This window comes from Corynebacterium sp. P3-F1 (assembly GCF_030503635.1).
Classification (GTDB): domain Bacteria; phylum Actinomycetota; class Actinomycetes; order Mycobacteriales; family Mycobacteriaceae; genus Corynebacterium.
Map to the genome: position 1 here is coordinate 774,009 of NZ_CP129965.1, position 18,160 is coordinate 792,168.

Here is an 18,160-nt window from a genome sequence, read left to right on the forward strand (position 1 = left end):
CAGCGACTGTCAAAGACTACACCGCGCCACCATCAAAGACCAAACTAGCGGGACTTACGCGTCGCACGGCGTCGCCCTCGGGGCTTTTGGCTTATCGACGCTTCCCGCTCCGGTTGCGCCTTCGACTGTTCCTGCCCCATCGATGCCCGTTTGCCGTTGCGCGACTGTTCATTCTGCTCCCTTGGTGCCCTTGGTGCAGTGCGGCGCGTTGCGCGACGGCGACGGCGCGTGCCCTGACCGGACGACTGCGCCGAACGGGCCGACTGGGAGGACTGGGAGGACTGGGAGGACTGCGCCTTCGACTTCTCAGCCTCCGTGCGCCGCCCTTCCTGATCGCTCTCTCGCTCTTCAGTGGCAGCCGATTCCGCCAGGGCCAAGGCGTCGGCGGCTTCATCGATAACGTCCTCGGCGGGCAGGTCCTCGAAGTCCTTCGGGTCCGGGCGGTAGTCGGATACCGAGTTGCCGCGGGTCTTGCGCTTGCGGCGCGGCGAACGCTCGAACTCCGCGACCGCTTCCTCATAGGACTGGCGGGGCTGTTTATCCTGCGATTCCTGCGTCTCTTGGTTCGCCTGCTGGCTGTCGTCCTGCCACTGATTCTTTTGGTCCTTACCGCGCCCGCGGCCGGAACCGCGGCGGCCCCGGCGACGGGAGGAACTTCGGCGAGTCTGGCCGTTGCGACCGGCGCGCTGGGAATCATCAGAAGACGTCGAAGCCTCAGCTGACTGGGTGCTGTCGCTGTCGGGGGTGTCGGGCTCGTCGGGGGTGACCACGACAGCGTCGGCAAGCTCCTCGGCGCTCTTTTTGGCGCTGCGCTTCTCCATCGCCTTGGCAGCGGGATGGTTGCCCGGGTCCTGGGCAGGTTGGCGGCGATCGGAACCGTGAGAACTGCGAGAACTGTGGGCGGGGTGGGAGGAGTCGGGGTCGACTGGGTCGTCGGTAAGCACGATGCCCCGGCCGTCGCAATGCTCGCACTTGTGGGAGAACGTCTCCACGAGCCCGGTGCCCAGGCGCTTGCGCGTGAGCTGGACGAGGCCGAGCGAGGTGACCTCCGAGACCTGGTGGCGCGTGCGGTCGCGCCCGAGCGCCTCCTTGAGGCGGCGCAGCACGAGCTCCTGGTTCTCCGGCAAGATCATGTCGATGAAGTCGATGATGATCATGCCGCCGATGTCGCGCAGGCGGAGCTGACGCACGATCTCCTCCGACGCCTCCAGGTTGTTGCTGGTCACCGTCTCTTCGAGCGAGCCGCCGGAACCGGTGAACTTGCCGGTGTTGACGTCGATGACGGTCATCGCTTCCGTCCGGTCGATGACGAGCGTGCCGCCCGACGGCAACCACACCGTGCGCGAGAGCGCTTTTTGGATCTGCTCGTCGACCCGGTACGCATCGAACGCGTCACGGCCGCCGTGGTCGCCTCGATCGAATTTTTCCAGGCGGTCGAGCAAGTCCGGCGCAACAGACTGCACGTAGCTGTGCACCACGTTCCAGGACTTCTTGCCGTCGATGACGAGTTTGTCGAAGTCCTCGTTGAACAGGTCGCGCACAACCTTCACCAGAAGACGCGGTTCTTCGTACAAAGTGACGGGCTTCGCGCCTTTCGACGTCTTCTCTTTCTCCGCTTCCTCCTGGATCGCCTCCCATTGCGAGTGCAGGCGGTTCACGTCGGCGGCGATGGCTTCCTCCGGCGCCCCCTCCGCGGCGGTGCGGATAATGGTTCCGCCCTTGCCGGGGACAACACGCACGAGGATGTCCTTCAAACGCTTGCGCTCCCGCGCCGGGAGCTTACGGGAAATTCCCGCGCTGCGGCCGCCCGGAACGTACACGAGGAAACGGCCGGCGAGAGAAATTTGGGTGGTCAGTCGCGCGCCCTTGTGCCCAACCGGGTCCTTGGTCACCTGGACCAGCACCTGGTCGCCGGACTTCAGCGCCTGCTCGATGCGGCGGGAGCGGCCACCGAGTCCGGCCGACTTCCAGTCGACTTCGCCGGCGTAGAGCACCCCGTTGCGGCCTTGCCCGATATCGATGAACGCGGCCTCCATCGACGGAAGCACATTCTGCACCCGGCCAAGATAGATGTTGCCGATCATCGAAACATTCTCGTCCGAATCGACAAAGTGTTCCACGAGCAGTCCGTCTTCGAGGACACCGACTTGGGTGATCGTGCCGGGGCCGTCGTGACGCTTGCGCTCGCGCACGACCATGGTGCGCTCTACCGACTCGCGGCGCGCGAGGAATTCCGCCTGCGACACCACGCGGGAACGCTTGCGCTCCTCCTCTCGGAGTTCAGTGCGGCGGCGGCGCTGCGCCTCCAGGCGCGAGGAGCCTTTGATCGCCTTCGGTTCCTGGATCTGCTCGTCGAGCTGCTCATCACCGGAAACAGGCACCTCATTTTCCGTACTCGCCGGCGCAACGCTTGCCGACGCGTCCCCCGATCTCCGCGCCCGCCTCCGCGAATTACGAGGCGCAGCCTTGAACACTGGCGCATACATGTCGGAAGCTTCACCGCCGGCGGCCCCTACGTCAGCGGTCGGTGCCGCCGGAGCAGAAGTGATCTCCGGTTCTACGTCCGTCAGAAGATCCGCTTCAACCTTCTCCTCGATCTGATGGATTTCGTTCTCCACGTCTTTGCGCACGCGGTGGCGAATCTTCTTCTCAGACGCGTCGGTTCCTGCAGAAGCGCCCAGCTGTTTTTCCTCTACCGTCGTCTCTGAAGGCTCCTCTACCGTTGATGTGCGCGCCTCATTGTGCGGTGTCTTCTTTGGGGCAGAGTGCGCCGCAGTCTCGGCGGGAGCTGCAGACGCTGTGGATCCAGTTGCAGTCTCAAGCGCATCGAGAAGCTGCTCTGCCTCTGACCTGCTCAAGGAAGATTGAGCGACCTTCACCAGGCCTAGCTCATTCAGCTTGACCACCAAATCTTTGGAAGGCATGCCAAGAGCCTTAGCCAAAACAAACACGCGGGTCTTCTCGCCGATCTGTGATCGGTCGAACTGCCCGGGCTGAGCAGCCCCCGAATCCTGCACCGGTTCCGAGCCCCCCGCCCTAGACGTTGAAGCAAAAGAGTTCTTAGCGGTCTTTCGTGTCACTTCTTGCTTCGTCCTGGTGGCTGCACCAGAAGACTTAGCTGTTTTCTTCGGCGCCTTCTTTGCTGTTTTCTTCGTGACCATGCTTTCGGTCTTCGCCGCCTTGCTTCCGGTCTTTGTTGCCCTCCGTTTACGAGGAGTGGTCGTCTCGTCGCTGTCAGCCACGGAAATCTCCTATTCAATTGCCGCGCAGGCGATGCGGCACCGGGCGCTGGTGGAATCCGACCCACCGCCGCCGCACAGTGACGAACGCATCCGCAAGCGCGGAAAATACATGAAAGCTTTCAAGCGCCTACATCCCGAACTCGGATGCTTTACGCTTCGTGCTCCATTGTGACACAGCTTCCATATCAAGGGAGCGCGGGGTATCCACTACCCCAAGGTGAGGACATACCACGGACTTGCTCGTGCGGAATATGTCCTCCGTAGTAGTGAGCAGCACTTCTGTGGGCGACCCCCTCAACCCCTCGCAGTAAATCTGGTCTGTGGCGGCCTGCAATAAGCCCCTTAGAGCAGATTTCGAGCTTGTACGGCTACTTTCTGTGCAGTTGATGTCTGTAGCCACTTTCCGGGGAGGCAGTGACTGTGCAGCCACTTAGTGGGGGCTGACTGCACAGTCGATTCCTCCCGCCGCTTCCTACCCAGCTGTCTACTGGCCAGCCGGAGCGGCGGACTGGCCCGGACGAGCCTCCTGGAAGCCTTGGCCAGCGACCCATGTGCGGCGGACTGCACGTCGCACCGAAGCATCCGGATCCTCCACGTCGGAAACGCGGTAGAAGTCCATGACCACCTTGTCCCTGGTCACGGTGGCGACACCGAAACCGTGGGCGTCGAACTCGACGTGGTTCACCCAGGGGTTGGAGGAGTACATGACACCTTCCACAAGGTGCGTGATGCGGTTGTCCTCCGGGGTGTACACCTTGGTGTACGTGGAGACAATCTCGTCGACGTTCGGTGCGGAGATTGAGGTGCAAACCATTTCGCAGCCGATCTCGTGGCCGTCGTACTGCAGGGAGTGAGCCCACTCAGAGTGAATGTCACCGGTGAGAACAAGGGTGTGGGGCTTGGTCTGCGACAGGACTTTGAGAAGCTCGGCTCGCTCAGCACGGTAACCATCCCACTGGTCACTGTTTACAACGATGCCTGTGGACTGGGTGAAGTCTTTCAGCACCTGGTTCGCGAGACGGTTATCCTTCATCGTCGGCGGCACGTGACCAATCTGCATCGGCGAGATCATCACGGAGTTGCCCAGCACGTTCCACACGGTGTCAGATTCCGTCACCTGGCCTTCCACCCACTTGAACTGCTCGCTTCCCAGCATGGTGCGCCCAGCAGCGCCGTTCTTCAGGCTCAGTGCGCTCTGCTGCTCATCGCGGTAGCTGCGCAAGTCCATCATAGTCAGGTTAATCAGATCGCCGAACCGGTAACTACGGTAGATCTTGCCGGCAGCGGACGGACGCGTAGCGCGCGACGGAAGCCACTCGAGGTAGGCCTGCTCGGCGTCGGAGACGCGCTGTACCCACTTGCCTTCCTCACCTTCAGTGTGGTTCTCTGCGCCTTCCCGCCACGAGTCATTCGCGGACTCGTGGTCGTCCCACACCACGACCCACGGGGCAGCTGCGTGAGCCGCTTGCAGGTTCTTGTCCGTGCGGTAACGACCGTAACGCTCGCGGTAGTCCTTCAGCGTCGTGATCTCGTGGAGCGGCGCGTGCGGGCGGGAGACACCACTCTTACCGGCGTACTCGCCCGTCGGGTACTCGTAAATGTAGTCACCGAGGAAGACGACCACATCGATGTTGCCTGCCTCAGCCTGCTCAGCCATACCGCGGTATGCACCAAAGTAGCCACACTCCCAGTTGGCGCAGGAAGCAACAGCGAGCTTGTACTCGCTCAGGCGCGCGGTTCCCTCCGGAGCGGTGTGGGTCTTTCCGACCGGGGACGTTTTGTCGTCCCAGACAAACCGGTAGAAGTAGTCTGTTGCCGGCTTGAGGCCCTTCGCATCAACTTTCACCGTGTGGTCAGATGCAGCCGTTGCCTTTACTGTGCCCTCGCTGGCGATGTTCTGGAAGTTGGGATCAGTGGCAACCTGCCACTTGACGTTCGCATCCTGGCCCTTATTGGAGCCGGGAACCGCGTCCTCGCTGACAGTCACTCGAGTCCAGATGATCACCGAATCCGGAAGCGGGTCACCGGAAGCGACACCGTGCATGAAGGCGGAGTACTCGGCCGGTTTCATTTCGGGCAGACGAGCAGAGGACAAGGCACGGGAGGAGGACAGCTGCGCATTGGCGGTGGCGGTGTTACCGGCCACCGCAACACCAGCGGCAGCCGCAGCGGAACCAGCAAGGAAGCGACGACGAGGAAGGTTCTTTTCAGTCATGCTCTAAGAATCGGACTCTCATAGTCACCTCGCAACTGGAACTGCATTCCACTGCCGAGTGTTCGGTTATAGTTCATACTGCGTCCATCTTGATTCCGCAGCTGACATTCAGCCTCGGTTCAGCACCAGGATGCGAGCCCGCCCTCCACGGTTCGCTTCACTCATCCCTTCCCATGTGAGAAACGCGAAAACCCGCGCTCGAGGCGCGGGTATACAGGCGTCGCGAAAGCCTTAAACGATTAGAGGTTCGGGAACCAGATGGCAATCTCTCGCTCAGCAGATTCCGGGGAATCCGAACCGTGAACAACGTTCTCGCCGACCGTCAGGGCAAAGTCGCCGCGGATCGTGCCCGGGGTCGCCTTCTCAACCGGGTGGGTGCCGCCGGCGAGCTGACGCCATGCGGCAATCGCCGACTCGCCCTCGACGATGCCCGCCACGAGCGGTGCCGAGGTGATGAAGTCCACCAGCTCACCGAAAAACGGCTTGTCCTTGTGCTCTGCGTAGTGCTTCTCAGCAGTCTCGCGGTCTGCGGTGCGCAGATCCATCTCGACGAGCTTCAGGCCCTTACGCTCGATGCGGGAGATGATCTCCCCCACGTGGCCGTTTGCAACACCGTCGGGCTTAATCAGAATCAGAGTGCGTTCAGTCATGGGACCCACACTACCTACTGCTCCTCAATGCCGCGCTAAACAACGTCACGCACAACAGCCCCCGCGGTGTCGTGGTCGGTGTTTCGGAACCACAGTTGCACTTGACGGATTGCGGAATCCTCGCGCCCTGCCGCCTTGAGGCGGCGCACGGTTTCTTCCTGTTCCTCATCAAGTTCGATTGGCGCATCTTCCATCGCGCGGTATTTCTCCCGCAACCCCATAAATAACGCAAGGGCCGCGACCACCAGCAGCACAACCGCGACCCAGCGAGGGACATTCGTGAACGCAATGACGATCGCCGCCACAGACAGCACCGCGGCGAGAGCGAGAGAAGCAGCTTGCATGTCCCTGAGGGTACCTATCCAGCGAAGAGGTGCGCGGATGTCGCGCGTGTCGACGACGCCGGGTTCTTCCACGTCCTCGATCACGCCACCAAGTCGCCCCCGACGAACTCGAGGCGCGGCCGCTCACCCACGAAGCAATTGCCGACGCCGGCCTCGAAATTCCCCGCGCATTCGTTGCCCTGCAGAAGGATGCGGAGCTCACCGAAAGCGGCCTGATTGACTGGGTCGCTGAGCGCGTCACCCCCTATAAGAAGGTATGTGCGGTGACGATCCTCGATGAGATCCCGAAGAACCCGACCGGCAAGATTGTGCGCAAGGACCTGCGTCTTATCCCCCTCGACGCGGAAGTTCGGGTGTCCCGCCCAGCGAGGCCCCCGGCCCCCTGCGGATATTGCGACGAATCACACAAAAATGGCAGCCATTTCGTTTGTAAAGACCTGCGACATAAGTCACAATTAAAGGCGTTATGGTTTTGCTCCACACTCCGCGGGGCGGAACCCACCCCGGAACCCAAGAAAGAGGGAATCATGGCTGAGAACCCAGTTCACGACCTGCTGGACCCGAAGACTGACTACTACCAGGTGTTCGCCGACATCGAAGGCGAAGACCTGGAGTGGTGGAAGAAGGCCCGCGAGTTCGGTGAGTTCGCCCGCCCCTACATCAACGAGGGTTGGGAGAAGGCCGAGTACCAGATCCCCGTCGTCGCTGAAGCCGGCAAGCGCGGTCTGTTCCGCGACGCTATCGAGATCGAGGGTGAGCCGCACATGTCCGTGCGCGCGTCCCGCCTGATGGCCTTCGAGTTCGCACGCACCGATGCTTCCCTGGGCACCGCGTTTGGCGTCCAGGCCGGCCTGGCCATGCAGTCCATCGCCCTGTGCGGCTCCGAAGAGCAGAAGGCGAAGTACCTGAAGCCGATGTGCCACCTGGAAATCCGCGGCGCATTCGCCCTGACGGAACCGGACCACGGCTCCGATTCCATCGCACTGGAGACCACCGCACAGCGCGAAGGCGACGAGTGGGTCATCAACGGCGAGAAGAAGTGGATCGGCCACGGCTCCGTCGGCCACATCGCCGTGGTGTGGGCACGCGACACCGAGGACGGCCAGGTCAAGGGCTTCATCGTCGACCAGGACCAGGACGGTTACGAGGCTGAGACGATTGTCGGCAAGGCGTCCCTGCGCGGCATCCCGCAGGCGCACATCAAGCTTAACGACGTCCGCGTCTCCGAGGACCGCCGCCTCCCCGGCGCCAACTCCTTCCGCGACTGCGCGAAGGTCCTGGCCGGCACCCGCGTCTCCGTCGCATGGGCGTCGCTCGGCCTGGCCACCGACTGCTACGAGAAAGCCCTGGATTACGCGCAGCGCCGCGTCCAGTTCGGCCGCCCGCTGGTGAAGAACCAGATCATCCAGCAGCGTCTCGCCGACATGCTGCAGGATCTGACGTCGATGTTCCTGTACTGCCGCCGCCTGCTCGAGCTGGAGGAGTCCGGTCAGCTCACCGAGCAGCAGGCAGCCCTGGCGAAGGTCCACTGCACCCGCGCGGCCCGCAAGATCTCCGCTGACGCGCGCGACATGTTCGGCGGTGTGGGCATCCTGCTCGAGAACGACGTGGCCCGCCACCACGCCGACATCGAAGCCCTGCACACCTACGAGGGCACCGACACCATGCAGTCCCTCATCGTGGGCAAGTCCATCACCGGCGTCGGCGCATTCGCCGGCTAGTCCCCTCCCATCCTGATGAGCTGCACCGTTTCCGGGCTCGGCCCGCGGTGCAGCTCTATCTTGTTCCGCAACCCAAAAAGGAATTGAGAAGGAATAGAGCTATGACTCAAACAGAAGAGAACCGCTCCGGAGTCGCCGCGCTCCTCGACCCGAAGACCGACTACTACCAGGTATTCGCGGATGTCGACGGCGAGGACTTGGAGTGGTGGAAGAAGGCCCGCGAGTTCATGGAGTTTGCGCGCCCCTCCCTCAACGAGACGTGGGAGAAGGCCGAGTACAACATCCCGGGTGTGGAGGAAGCCGCGCGCCGCGGTCTTGTCACCGACGGCATCGAGATCGATGGCGAAACCACCACGTCGATCCGCGCGAACCGCCTCATCCAGATGGAGCTGGCGCGTACCGACGCCTCTACCGCCACCGCCCACATTGTGCAGTCCGGTCTGGCGATGCGCTCGATTTCCGAGTGCGGCTCCGAGGAGCAGAAAGCCAAGTACTTGGGCCCGATGTCCCGCATGGAGATCCGCGGCGGTTTCGCGCTGACGGAGCCGGACCACGGTTCCGACTCGATCGGCCTGGAGACGTCCGCACGCCGCGACGGCGACGAGTGGGTCATCAACGGCGAGAAGAAGTGGATCGGCCACGGCTCGGTCGGCCACATCGCGATCATCTGGGCACGGGACGAGGAAGACGGAGAGGTCAAGGGCTTCATCGTCGACCAGGATCAAGAGGGGTACGAGGCTGAGACGATCGTCGGCAAGGCATCTCTGCGCGGCATTCCGCAGGCGCACATCAAGCTTAACGACGTCCGCGTCTCCGACGACCGCCGCCTCCCCAACTCCCACTCCTTCCGGGACACCGCCCGCGTGCTGACCGGCACCCGCATCGCTGTCGCATGGGTCGCACTGGGCATGGCGATCGACTGCTACGAGAAGGCTCTGGGCTACGCCCAGCGCCGCGTCCAGTTCGGTCGCCCGCTGGTGAAAAACCAGATCATCCAGCAGCGTCTGGCGGACATGCTGCAGGAAGTCACTTCGATGGCGCTGTACTGCCGCCGTCTCCTCGAGCTGGAAGAGGCAGGCGAGCTCAACGAGAAGCAGGCAGCCCTGGCCAAGGTGCACAACACCCGCGGCGCACGCAAGGTCTCCGCCGACGCGCGCGACATGTTCGGCGGCGTGGGCATCTTGCTCGAAAACGATGTGGCACGCCACCACGCAGACATCGAATCCCTGCACACCTACGAGGGCACTGACACCATGCAGTCCCTTATTGTGGGCAAGTCCATCACCGGCGTGTCTGCGTACCGTTCGTAACGCTGCGACACCTGAGGCCCTTTTCAGGCACACCGAAAGACCGCTTTAGCTCTGGTTTTCTGGAGCTAGGGCGGCTTTCGTCATGCTTCTACCTGGCGTGATCCTCCCGGCGTGATCTATTTCTGCGGCGGGTCGGGCCCGAACAGAGTCGTCATCGCGCCATACCGGTGGTGAGTTCGCGGCACAGGTGTTCCGCGCGGCGACACCCAGACGGGCGTTCCCTTCCGCATTTCGATGCGACCTCGTTTGGAACGCGCCGGATCGTCGTCGTTGACGCGGTTGTGATAGGTGCACATCGGTGCGAGGTTCGCGATGTTGGTCTCCCCTCATCTCCGCCTCCAAGGAGGTCTGGGAGGACTCCCGCGAGGAGCACGACTCGGTGGAAGAAGCCTTCGCCGAGATGGAGTGCGGCTAGCCGCCGTTAGGATTTCAGCATCCGGGCGATGGCCTCTGATGCTTCCGTGATCTTGTGCTCGGCGTCCTTGCCGCTTGCCACGGCCTCCGTCACGCAGTGCTTGAGGTGGTCTTGCAGCAGCGCCACCGCGACGTTCTCAAGCGCGGAGTTGACCGCGCTGATTTGGGTGATGATGTCAATGCAGTACTTCTCTTCCTCGATCATGCGCTGCAGCCCTCGGGTTTGCCCCTCGATGCGCTTGAGCCTGGTGAGATAGCGGTCCTTGTCGCTGATGTAGCCGTGGTGTTCGGATGCTGGTTCCATGCTGGCCTTTTTACGCGTTGTCGAGGATGCGCGACGTGCTTGCCTCTGGGGAGAGGTCAAGGCGCCGCAGGAGCTGGGCGTTCAGCGCCACGATCACTGTCGAGGCGGACATGAGGATCGCGCCCACGCTCATCGGCATCACGAACCCGATGGGCGCGAGTACGCCGGCCGCGAGTGGCACCGCAGCGAGGTTGTAACCCGCCGCCCACCAGAGGTTTTGCCGCATTTTCTTGTAAGTCTCGCGGGATAGGTCGATGACCGACAGCACCGAGCGCGGATCCGACGACGCGAGGATGACCCCCGCGGAGCCGATCGCTACGTCAGTGCCGGCGCCGATGGCGATGCCGACATCCGCCTGCGCCAGCGACGGGGCGTCGTTCACACCGTCGCCGACCATGGCCACCGTGCGGCCCTCGCCCTGCAGCTCGGAAACCTTGGCTGCCTTGTCCTCCGGGCGCACACCCGCGTAGACGCGATCGATGCCGAGCTCCGCGGCAACAGACTCGGCGACGGCTTCGGCGTCGCCGGTGATCATGACGACCTCGACGCCGGCGGCGTGCAGCGCCTTGACCGCGTCGAAGGATTCCGCGCGGATCTTGTCGGCGAGGCGCAGGGCGCCGATGACGTGGCCGTCGGCAAGCACATGCAGGATGATCGCTCCCTCCTCGCGCCAGGTGTCCGCCACCTCGAGCTCGTCCGCGCCGTGCTCCTCGAGCAGGTACGGACCGCCCACCTCGATCACGGCGCCATGGACCGTGGCGCTCACGCCGACAGCCGGAGAGGAGGAGAAGTCGGTGGCGTGGGGTACCTCCAGCGCCTGGGACTCAGCCGCGCCGACGATGGCGCGGGCCAGCGGGTGCTCACTGTCCGACTCGGCTGCGGCGGCGAGTGCGAGCAGCTCTTCGTCGCTGTAGCCCTGGGTGGGCTCCACTGCGGTGACGGTGGGTTCGCCCTCGCTCAGGGTGCCGGTCTTGTCGAACAGCACGGCGTCGACGTTGCGCATGGACTCCAGTGCGAGGCGGTCCTTGATCAGCACCCCGCCGCGGGCGGCGCGCTCTGTTGCAATGGACACCACAAGCGGGATCGCGAGGCCCAGCGCGTGGGGGCAGGCGATGACCATCACGGTGATGGTGCGCTCCACCGCTGCATCGGGCCGACCGAGCAGGCTCCACACCACCGCCGTGATTACGGCGGCGCCGATGGTGAACCAGAACAGCCAACCTGCAGCGGTGTCGGCGAGGCGCTGGGCGCGTGACGACGACGCCTGCGCATGCTCGACCAGCTGCTGAATCCCGGCGAGCGCGGTGTCGTCGCCGGTGGCGGTGACCTCCACGCGCAACCCCGAATCGGTCGCGATGGTGCCGGCCACCACGTGCTCGCCGGGTTCGCGGCGAACGGTCTTCGACTCGCCGGTGACCATGGACTCATCCATCGCCGCGCTGCCGTCCACAATCACGCCATCTGCCGGCACCGACGAACCCGGACGGACGATGACCACGTCGCCGACCTCGAGTTCCGCCGGGGCGATCTTGACAATGTCGTCACCGTTGACCTTCTCCGCCTCGTCCGGGAGCAGCGCCGCGAGCGAGTCGAGCGCCGAGGTGGTCTGGGCCAGCGAGCGCATCTCAATCCAGTGGCCCAGCAGCATGATCACCACAAGCAGGGCGAGCTCCCACCAGAAGTCCAAGGTGTGCGAAAGCACCCCGAGGCTGGACAGCCACGACGCCACGAAGGCGACGGTGATGGCGAGCCCGATCAGCAGCATCATGCCGGGTTGGCGCTGGCGGATCTCGTCAACTGCCCCGGTGAGGAACGGCCACCCGCCCCAGAAGTAGATCACCGTGCCAAGGACGGGGGAGACCCACGGCACCCACGAGGCATCGGGCAGGGAGTAGCCGATGAGCTCAGCGAACATCGCATTGAAACCGACGACCGGGATGGACAGCGCGAGCATGATCCAGAACAGCCGGCGGAACTGGACGACGTGGTCGCCGTGGTCGTGCTGTTGGTGGTGTTGGTGTTGGTGCTGTTCGTGCGTGTCGTGGTCGTGCACGGCTGGTCAACTCCTTGTCGTCGGATGTCTCTGGTGTCAACGGTATACCCTAGGGGGGTATATGGCAAGGGGCGAGCGCGTGCAGGCGGGAAGCGTCCATGGGGATTAGACGCGCGTCCGGAAGGCTCGGTTCCCTAGACGGTGCGGAAGCCCACCGGAGTGATCACCGCGTCGACCGGGACGTCGTACGCTTCAGGTCGAAGCCGGCATCGAGTGCGGCCTCACGGTCGAAATCGGCGAGCGCGTCCACGATGCTGCCAGTCAGCGTCTGGAGCAGTCCGGAGAAGTTCATGGTCTGGACGCTACTGGCGCGCAAGCGGAATCGGAAGGAAAGTTTGCGTACTTCAGTACGCAAAACCGGCGTTCCGCACGATGTCGAATGCGGAATGCCGGTCTGGGGGGGGGCGGCTGCCCCCGTCAGCTGCCTAGTTGTTCAGCGGCTTGCGGGTCGTCGCCATGGAAACGGCGCGGTCGTGGTTTTCCTGACGCTGGAGCACCTCGGTCGCGGCGTCGACCTGGCGCTGGGCCAGCTCGTCCTCAGTCGCGGTGCCCTCGCCGGTGTAGACCTTGGCCAGAGCCTCGCCGATGGCCTTGTCCGTCTCGGAGCCGTCGGTGAACTCGAGCGCCTCAGATGTGAGGGGGAGTTCGGCGTCGGCGGGGGCGGTGTAGCCCTCGGCGAGCTTCTTCACCAGCTCGAGGGCGCCCTCGACGACGTGGTCCGGGGACTGGATGACCTCGTCGTTCTCGCGCCAGAAGTCGACGTTGACCGCCGGGACCGGCTTGACGTTGAGCAGCACGCCGTATGCGGTGGCGTGGGGGTTCGGCGCACCCAGGTCCACCAGGCGCTCCAGCAAGCGCACCGGACCGGACCATGCCGGGAACAGGCCAACGTTGCGCTCCGGGAAGCCCACGCGGGTCTCGGCGTGGATCACGGAGGCGTCGGTGTGCAGGAGCAGCTCCATGCCGCCACCGAGAGCGACGCCGCGAACAGCGCCGACGACCGGGTACGGCGCCACACGCGCGCCGTGAAGGCCGTCAATGCCCTGCTTGATGGTGCAAGCCAGCTCCTCGCGGTCGCCCTCCGGACCAGACAGCTTCGCCAGCGTACCCAGGTCTGCGCCTGCGGAGAATGCGCGCTCCTCGTCGTTAGCGATGACAAGGCCCTTGAGGTCCCACTCCGGCGCGTGCGTCCACAGCTCGGTGACGTTGTTCGAGTTGGAGTTCATCGGGGTCTTGTACACGAAGACACCGAAGCCGGCGTAATCGCCCTCGGTCAGCTTGTACACCGTAGCGTCGTCGTTGCCGGCAATCTCCTCGGCACCGGCGACCAACTCCGCAACGCGGATGACGCCTTCGCGGTTCGGCAGGTCGGTCAGCTGACCGTTCGTGCCCAGCACCTTGCCGTCGGCGTAGAAGCCACCGGCCTGCTTGGCGGACTCGAGGAGGGCGGGCACGTCGCCGTCGAAAAGCGATGCGACGTAATCGATGCCGATGGAATCTGCGAGCTCGAACGGGCCCTTCTTCCAGCCGTAACCGAGCTGCATCGCGATGTCGATCTGGTCGACGGTGTCCGTGATCTCAGGCGCGGTGTCGCAGCAGTACTTGATGAAGACCTTGAAGACTTCCTTCGCGTACTCGCCCTCCGGAGTGCCGGAATCCATGAGTTCCTTGGCGTCCTTCGGAACCTCGAACTTCTCCTTCGGGCGGTAGTCGCCCGCCTCAAAGTCGTAGGCCTCGTCGCGGCCGCGGTAGAAACCGGACTCCGCGGTGCGGCCGGTGAAGCCCTTGTCCAGCAGCGTTTTGAACTCGTCGCGCTCGACGATGTTGTAGTCGTGGTACGCGTCGGACTGCGGCAGAGCCTTGAGCAGGGATCCCCAGATGCCCGGGACAAGCTGAATGCCCACGTAGTCGAAGAGGCCGAAGATGCCGGTGCGCGGCACGCCGAACGGGCGACCGAAGGCAACGTCCGCCTGCTCCGGCTTGATGCCCTGGTCGAAGGCGGTCTTCGCGCCGACAGCCATCCAGAAGTTACCGATGCGGTTAGCGATGAAGCCCGGGGTATCGCGGCAGTCCACGACGACCTTGCCCATTTGGCGCTCGAGGACGTGGTGCATCTGCTCGTTGATCTCGGCCGACGTCTCCGGGCCCTCGACATACTCCACCAGGCGCATTACGCGCGGCGGGTTGAAGAAGTGAGTGATGGAGAAGTCGCGCTTGAACTCCTCGCTTGCCTCGCCCAACAGGACCTCCAGCGGAATGGTGGAGGTGTTGGAGGACACCGGGGTGCCCGGCTTGCGGTGGGCGTCGACCTTGGCGAAGGTGTCGCGCTTGACGTTGATATCCTCGAAGACGGCCTCGACAATCCAGTCGACCTCGCCGAGGCGGTCAAGATGGTCCTCGGTGTTGCCCGGGGTGACCAGCTTCGCGTACTCGGGGCGCTGGAAGCCGTGGCGCTTCAGCTGGGTGTCGATGCCGTTCTGAGCCCGACCGTCGCGGTTGTCGCCATCCTCGAGCGGGAGATCGAGGAGGTGGACCTTGATGCCTGCATTGGCCATGTGCGCGGCGATACCGGCACCCATGGAGCCGGCGCCGAGCACTGCTGCGGTGGTGATGTCTTTAGCTGCCATTGATTAAACCTCCAGAATAAGTGCGATGCCCTGGCCGCCGCCGATGCAGGCGGTGACGAGGCCGTAGCCGCCGCCAGCGTTCTTGAGCTGGTGGATGAGCTTGGTGGTCAAGACGACGCCGGTGGCGCCGATCGGGTGGCCGAGCGCGATGGCGCCGCCCTGGATGTTGGTCTTGTCGTTGTCGAATCCGAGCTGGTCCGCGACGGCGATGCACTGTGCGGCGAAGGCCTCGTTGGATTCGATGAGCTTGATGTCGTTCAGGGACAGACCGGCCTTGTCCAGTGCCTTCGGCACAGCGGCGACGGGGCCGAGACCCATGGTGGCCGGGTCGCAGCCCGCGACACCCCAGGAGACGATCTTGGCCAGCGGCTCCAGCCCGAATTCCTTCAGGCCGGACTCGGTGGTCATGACGGTGGCTGCCGCTGCGTCGTTGATGCCGGAGGAGTTACCGGCGGTGACGGTGCCGTCCTTCTTGAAGGTCGGGCGCAGGCTGCCGAGCTTCTCCAGGGTGGTCTGGCGCGGGTGCTCGTCGGTGGTAAAGTCGCCGACCGGGACGATCTGCTCCTCGAATTCACCATTCGCGATCGCCGCTGCTGCGCGCTCCTGGGACTGCAGGGCGTACTCGTCCTGACGCTCGCGGGAAATGCCGTACTTCGCCGCGATGTTCTCCGCGGTGATGCCCATGCCGCCGTTGCCCATCGGGTCGGTCAGTGCACCGGTGAGCCAGTCGATCAGGCGGCCGTCACCCATCTTGCGGCCCTGACGCATGCCCTCGACGGAGTACGGCGCTTGGGACATGACCTCGACACCGCCGGCGATGGACAGCTTCGCGTCACCGGTGATGAGCTGCTGGGCGGCGGAGATGATGGCCTGCACACCGGAGCCGCAGAGACGGTTCACGCCGTAGGCGTGGGAGCTCTTCGGCAGGCCCGCCTCGAGCGCGACCGCGCGGGAAGTGTAGTTGTCGCGCGGGATCGTGGTGACCACGTTGGCCCACACGGAGGAGTCGAAGTTCTCGGCCGGAACGCCGGATTCTTCGATGACGACCTTAGCGACGTGGGTGCCAAGGTCGATGGTCGCCATACGCGACAGCGAACCGCCGAACGTGCCGACGGGCGAGCGCTTGGCCTGGGTGATGTAAATAGGCTCAGACATGGATCTCCTTCATCGATTGTGCTGGATTACACATCCCCACAATTATAGGAAAGATCACACTCGAGTTTCGACCCTGGATCACATATTTTCTCCTGGGTGTCCACGGCCACACGCGCGTGCAAAGAGCGCGCGCTTATCGACGCTTCCCCACACCACCCCGCCACCCCGGCCAGCGGCGAACCGTGGGGCGGAAATCAGGCGTCGTCGGCGGTGCCGAGGTGCTGGGTGGTGAGCAACCCGCGGCGCTGGCGCTCGAGAATGTCGGCGCGCATTTTCACGATGAGGAACCAGACGACCCCGAACATGATGCCCACCGCCCCAACGGACCAGTGGATGAAGAATCCGACGATGATGAGGGGGACTTGGAGGGCAACGTCGATAAGCAATGCCTGCGGGCGGCGCTGGAAGAATGCGGCAAGGAAATGAATGAGCCCCATAACGGTAACGAAGACCCAGTTGAAGGTGGTCCACAGCTCGCCGTCGTTGATTTTCAGGATCACGGTGAGGCACAGCCAAATCGTGATCGCCTCCATGACGAGCGTGCCGGACAGCACGCCGGCCAGCCCCTTGATGGGGTCTTTGACGGGTGCAGAGCCGGGGCCTAAGGGGCCGTATTCGACGGGCCTGTTTTTGCGCGGGGTACGGGACATTATTCGGGGTCCTTTCCAAACATGGCGCGGGCCTCGCCGGCGGTGACGACGGAGCCGGTGATAAGCACACCGGATCCGGACTGCACGCCGACTGCTTCGAGAGCTTCTTCGGCGAGCTCTACGGCCAGCGCATACGCCGACGGCAGGTGCTCTTCGACGTGGACTCGCTCCTCGCCGAAGATGTCGCGGGCGGTCTCGGCGAGTTCGTAGGCGTCGGTGGCGCGCGGCGAAGAATTCTGGGTGATGACCACTTCGCTCAGGACGGGCTCGAGGGCGGAGAACACGCCGACTGCATCTTTGTCGCCGAGGATGCCCAGCACGCCGATGAGGCGCGCGAAGTTGAAGTCGCGTTCGATCGCCGCGGCGAGCGCCTGCGCACCGTGCGGGTTGTGGGTGGCGTCGATGAATGTCGTCGGGGTGGACCGGACGCGCTCCAGGCGGCCGGGTGAGGCGACGGCGGCAAAACCGGCGCGGACGGTGTCGGCATCGAGGGGCTTTTCCGCGCCCGCACCGAAGAACGCTTCGACGGCGGCGAGCGCAACTGCGGCGTTGCGCGCCTGGTGCGGGCCGGACAGCGGGAGGAAGACGTTGTCGTAGGAGCCGGAGAGGCCACGCAGGGTCAGGGTCTGCCCGCCGACGGCGACACCGGACTCTTCCACACCGAATTCCTGGTCGAGGCGCGCCACGGCGGTGCCGACTGTCACGGTGCGCTCCAAGATGACGCGCATCGCGTCGGGTTCTTGGTCGGCGACGACGGTGACCGCTTCGGGCCGGCGGATGATGCCGGCCTTCTCCCCCGCGATCTCGGCGATGGTGTCCCCAAGGTAGTCGGTGTGGTCGAGGCCGACGGGCATGATCACGTCGACGTCGGAGTCGACGACATTGGTCGCGTCCCACGTGCCGCCCATGCCCACCTCGACGACGGCGATCTCAACGGGGGCGTCAGCGAATGCGGCGAGTGCGATCGCCACAGTGACCTCGAAATAAGACATCGGGTGGTCGCTTTTCGCGTCGACGAGCTCGATGAACGGCTTGATTTCCTCGTAGATGCGCACGAAATCGGCCGGGTGGATCGGCTCACCGTCAATGCCAACGCGCTCGGTGATGGACTGCAGGTGCGGGCTGGTCGTCCGTCCTACGCGGGCACCGAAGGAGCGGATGAGCGACTCAATCATCCGCACCGTCGAGGTTTTGCCGTTCGTGCCGGCGACGTGAATTACCTTGTAGGCGTGCTCAGGGTGGCCGAGAAAATCCATGAGCATTTCGATGCGCTCGAGGCTCGGGTCGATCTTCGTTTCCGGCCAGCGCGCGAGCAGCTCGTTCTCCACCCGTGCGAGTTCCGCGAGGTCGGCATCCGTCACGGGACGCGGGGCGGGGGCGGGGTTGGGGGCGTCCGAGGGGTCGTCGATAAGCTCGCCGCCCAAATTGAGCACGAGCCCGTCTTCGTCCATGCGGATGTCGAACCCGCCGAGTTC

Annotated in this window: 14 protein-coding genes and 1 pseudogene; 4 read left to right on the plus strand and 11 right to left on the minus strand. The window is 64.1% G+C overall.

Annotation, left to right across the window (positions count from 1 at the left end; all coding sequences use genetic code 11):
• Window positions 1-44 precede the first annotated feature (44 nt).
• Window positions 45-3,161: a translation initiation factor IF-2 N-terminal domain-containing protein gene (locus QYQ98_RS03635; RefSeq protein ID WP_302007663.1), complete on the minus strand. Its 3,117-nt coding sequence runs from the start codon at window positions 3,159-3,161 to the stop codon at window positions 45-47.
• Between QYQ98_RS03635 and QYQ98_RS03640 the strand changes: the two genes are divergently transcribed.
• On the plus strand, window positions 3,097-3,414 hold the full coding sequence (locus QYQ98_RS03640) for a hypothetical protein (RefSeq protein ID WP_302007814.1): 318 nt from the start codon (window positions 3,097-3,099) through the stop codon (window positions 3,412-3,414). The genes QYQ98_RS03635 and QYQ98_RS03640 overlap by 65 nt on opposite strands.
• A 312-nt stretch (window positions 3,415-3,726) precedes the next feature.
• Here the strand turns inward: QYQ98_RS03640 and QYQ98_RS03645 are convergent, their stop codons facing one another.
• The 3 genes from QYQ98_RS03645 to QYQ98_RS03655 form a co-directional block, all read right to left on the minus strand.
• Complete coding sequence (locus tag QYQ98_RS03645; protein WP_302007404.1) at window positions 3,727-5,457, minus strand: alkaline phosphatase; 1,731 nt, start codon at window positions 5,455-5,457, stop codon at window positions 3,727-3,729.
• Window positions 5,458-5,696: 239 nt separating this feature from the next.
• Window positions 5,697-6,107, minus strand: coding sequence for a nucleoside-diphosphate kinase (gene ndk, locus QYQ98_RS03650; RefSeq protein WP_087117669.1), 411 nt, complete (start codon window positions 6,105-6,107; stop codon window positions 5,697-5,699).
• 35 nt (window positions 6,108-6,142) lie between these two features.
• Window positions 6,143-6,535: a hypothetical protein gene (locus tag QYQ98_RS03655; RefSeq protein WP_302007406.1), complete on the minus strand. Its 393-nt coding sequence runs from the start codon at window positions 6,533-6,535 to the stop codon at window positions 6,143-6,145.
• Here QYQ98_RS03655 and QYQ98_RS10075 point away from each other — a divergent pair.
• The 3 genes and pseudogenes from QYQ98_RS10075 to QYQ98_RS03665 all read left to right on the plus strand — a co-directional run.
• Window positions 6,481-6,744 (plus strand): annotated as a pseudogene (locus QYQ98_RS10075) (hypothetical protein); the annotation flags it as partial. The gene QYQ98_RS03655 and the pseudogene QYQ98_RS10075 overlap by 55 nt on opposite strands.
• Window positions 6,745-6,978: 234 nt before the next feature.
• Window positions 6,979-8,172, plus strand: a complete 1,194-nt coding sequence (locus tag QYQ98_RS03660) for an acyl-CoA dehydrogenase family protein (RefSeq protein WP_302007407.1) — start codon at window positions 6,979-6,981, stop codon at window positions 8,170-8,172.
• Between the two features lie 101 nt (window positions 8,173-8,273).
• Window positions 8,274-9,482: an acyl-CoA dehydrogenase family protein gene (locus QYQ98_RS03665; RefSeq protein WP_302007408.1), complete on the plus strand. Its 1,209-nt coding sequence runs from the start codon at window positions 8,274-8,276 to the stop codon at window positions 9,480-9,482.
• Between the two features lie 421 nt (window positions 9,483-9,903).
• On the opposite strand, the gene QYQ98_RS03675 is transcribed toward QYQ98_RS03665, so the two are convergent.
• The 7 genes from QYQ98_RS03675 to QYQ98_RS03705 all read right to left on the minus strand — a co-directional run bounded on the left by QYQ98_RS03675 (window position 9,904) and on the right by QYQ98_RS03705 (window position 18,136).
• The gene (locus QYQ98_RS03675) at window positions 9,904-10,200 is read right to left on the minus strand and encodes a metal-sensitive transcriptional regulator (protein ID WP_302007409.1); all 297 of its coding nucleotides are present in this window, start codon (window positions 10,198-10,200) and stop codon (window positions 9,904-9,906) included.
• A 10-nt stretch (window positions 10,201-10,210) separates the two neighbouring features.
• Window positions 10,211-12,154, minus strand: coding sequence for a heavy metal translocating P-type ATPase (locus QYQ98_RS03680; RefSeq protein ID WP_302007664.1), 1,944 nt, complete (start codon window positions 12,152-12,154; stop codon window positions 10,211-10,213).
• Window positions 12,155-12,416: 262 nt separating this feature from the next.
• On the minus strand, window positions 12,417-12,545 hold the full coding sequence (locus tag QYQ98_RS03685; RefSeq protein WP_302007410.1) for a hypothetical protein: 129 nt from the start codon (window positions 12,543-12,545) through the stop codon (window positions 12,417-12,419).
• Window positions 12,546-12,678: 133 nt separating this feature from the next.
• Complete coding sequence (locus tag QYQ98_RS03690; RefSeq protein ID WP_302007411.1) at window positions 12,679-14,880, minus strand: 3-hydroxyacyl-CoA dehydrogenase/enoyl-CoA hydratase family protein; 2,202 nt, start codon at window positions 14,878-14,880, stop codon at window positions 12,679-12,681.
• Between the two features lie 3 nt (window positions 14,881-14,883).
• Complete coding sequence (locus tag QYQ98_RS03695; protein WP_302007412.1) at window positions 14,884-16,035, minus strand: acetyl-CoA C-acyltransferase; 1,152 nt, start codon at window positions 16,033-16,035, stop codon at window positions 14,884-14,886.
• A gap of 194 nt (window positions 16,036-16,229) precedes the next feature.
• The gene (locus QYQ98_RS03700; protein ID WP_302007413.1) at window positions 16,230-16,685 is read right to left on the minus strand and encodes a DUF4233 domain-containing protein; all 456 of its coding nucleotides are present in this window, start codon (window positions 16,683-16,685) and stop codon (window positions 16,230-16,232) included.
• Window positions 16,685-18,136: a folylpolyglutamate synthase/dihydrofolate synthase family protein gene (locus QYQ98_RS03705; protein ID WP_302007665.1), complete on the minus strand. Its 1,452-nt coding sequence runs from the start codon at window positions 18,134-18,136 to the stop codon at window positions 16,685-16,687. The genes QYQ98_RS03700 and QYQ98_RS03705 overlap by 1 nt, the downstream gene beginning before the upstream one ends.
• Window positions 18,137-18,160: the final 24 nt, after the last annotated feature.

Coding starts and splice junctions, on each gene's coding strand:
- QYQ98_RS03635 (WP_302007663.1), bottom strand. CDS start 3,161: ATGGTCACGAAGAAAACAGCAAAGAAGGCGCCGAAGAAAACAGCTAAG.
- QYQ98_RS03645 (WP_302007404.1), bottom strand. CDS start 5,457: ATGACTGAAAAGAACCTTCCTCGTCGTCGCTTCCTTGCTGGTTCCGCT.
- ndk (WP_087117669.1), bottom strand. CDS start 6,107: ATGACTGAACGCACTCTGATTCTGATTAAGCCCGACGGTGTTGCAAAC.
- QYQ98_RS03660 (WP_302007407.1), top strand. CDS start 6,979: ATGGCTGAGAACCCAGTTCACGACCTGCTGGACCCGAAGACTGACTAC.
- QYQ98_RS03665 (WP_302007408.1), top strand. CDS start 8,274: ATGACTCAAACAGAAGAGAACCGCTCCGGAGTCGCCGCGCTCCTCGAC.
- QYQ98_RS03675 (WP_302007409.1), bottom strand. CDS start 10,200: ATGGAACCAGCATCCGAACACCACGGCTACATCAGCGACAAGGACCGC.
- QYQ98_RS03680 (WP_302007664.1), bottom strand. CDS start 12,154: ATGCTCGCGCTGTCCATCCCGGTCGTCGGTTTCAATGCGATGTTCGCT.
- QYQ98_RS03685 (WP_302007410.1), bottom strand. CDS start 12,545: ATGAACTTCTCCGGACTGCTCCAGACGCTGACTGGCAGCATCGTGGAC.
- QYQ98_RS03690 (WP_302007411.1), bottom strand. CDS start 14,880: ATGGCAGCTAAAGACATCACCACCGCAGCAGTGCTCGGCGCCGGCTCC.
- QYQ98_RS03695 (WP_302007412.1), bottom strand. CDS start 16,035: ATGTCTGAGCCTATTTACATCACCCAGGCCAAGCGCTCGCCCGTCGGC.
- QYQ98_RS03700 (WP_302007413.1), bottom strand. CDS start 16,685: ATGTCCCGTACCCCGCGCAAAAACAGGCCCGTCGAATACGGCCCCTTA.
- QYQ98_RS03705 (WP_302007665.1), bottom strand. CDS start 18,136: ATGGACGAAGACGGGCTCGTGCTCAATTTGGGCGGCGAGCTTATCGAC.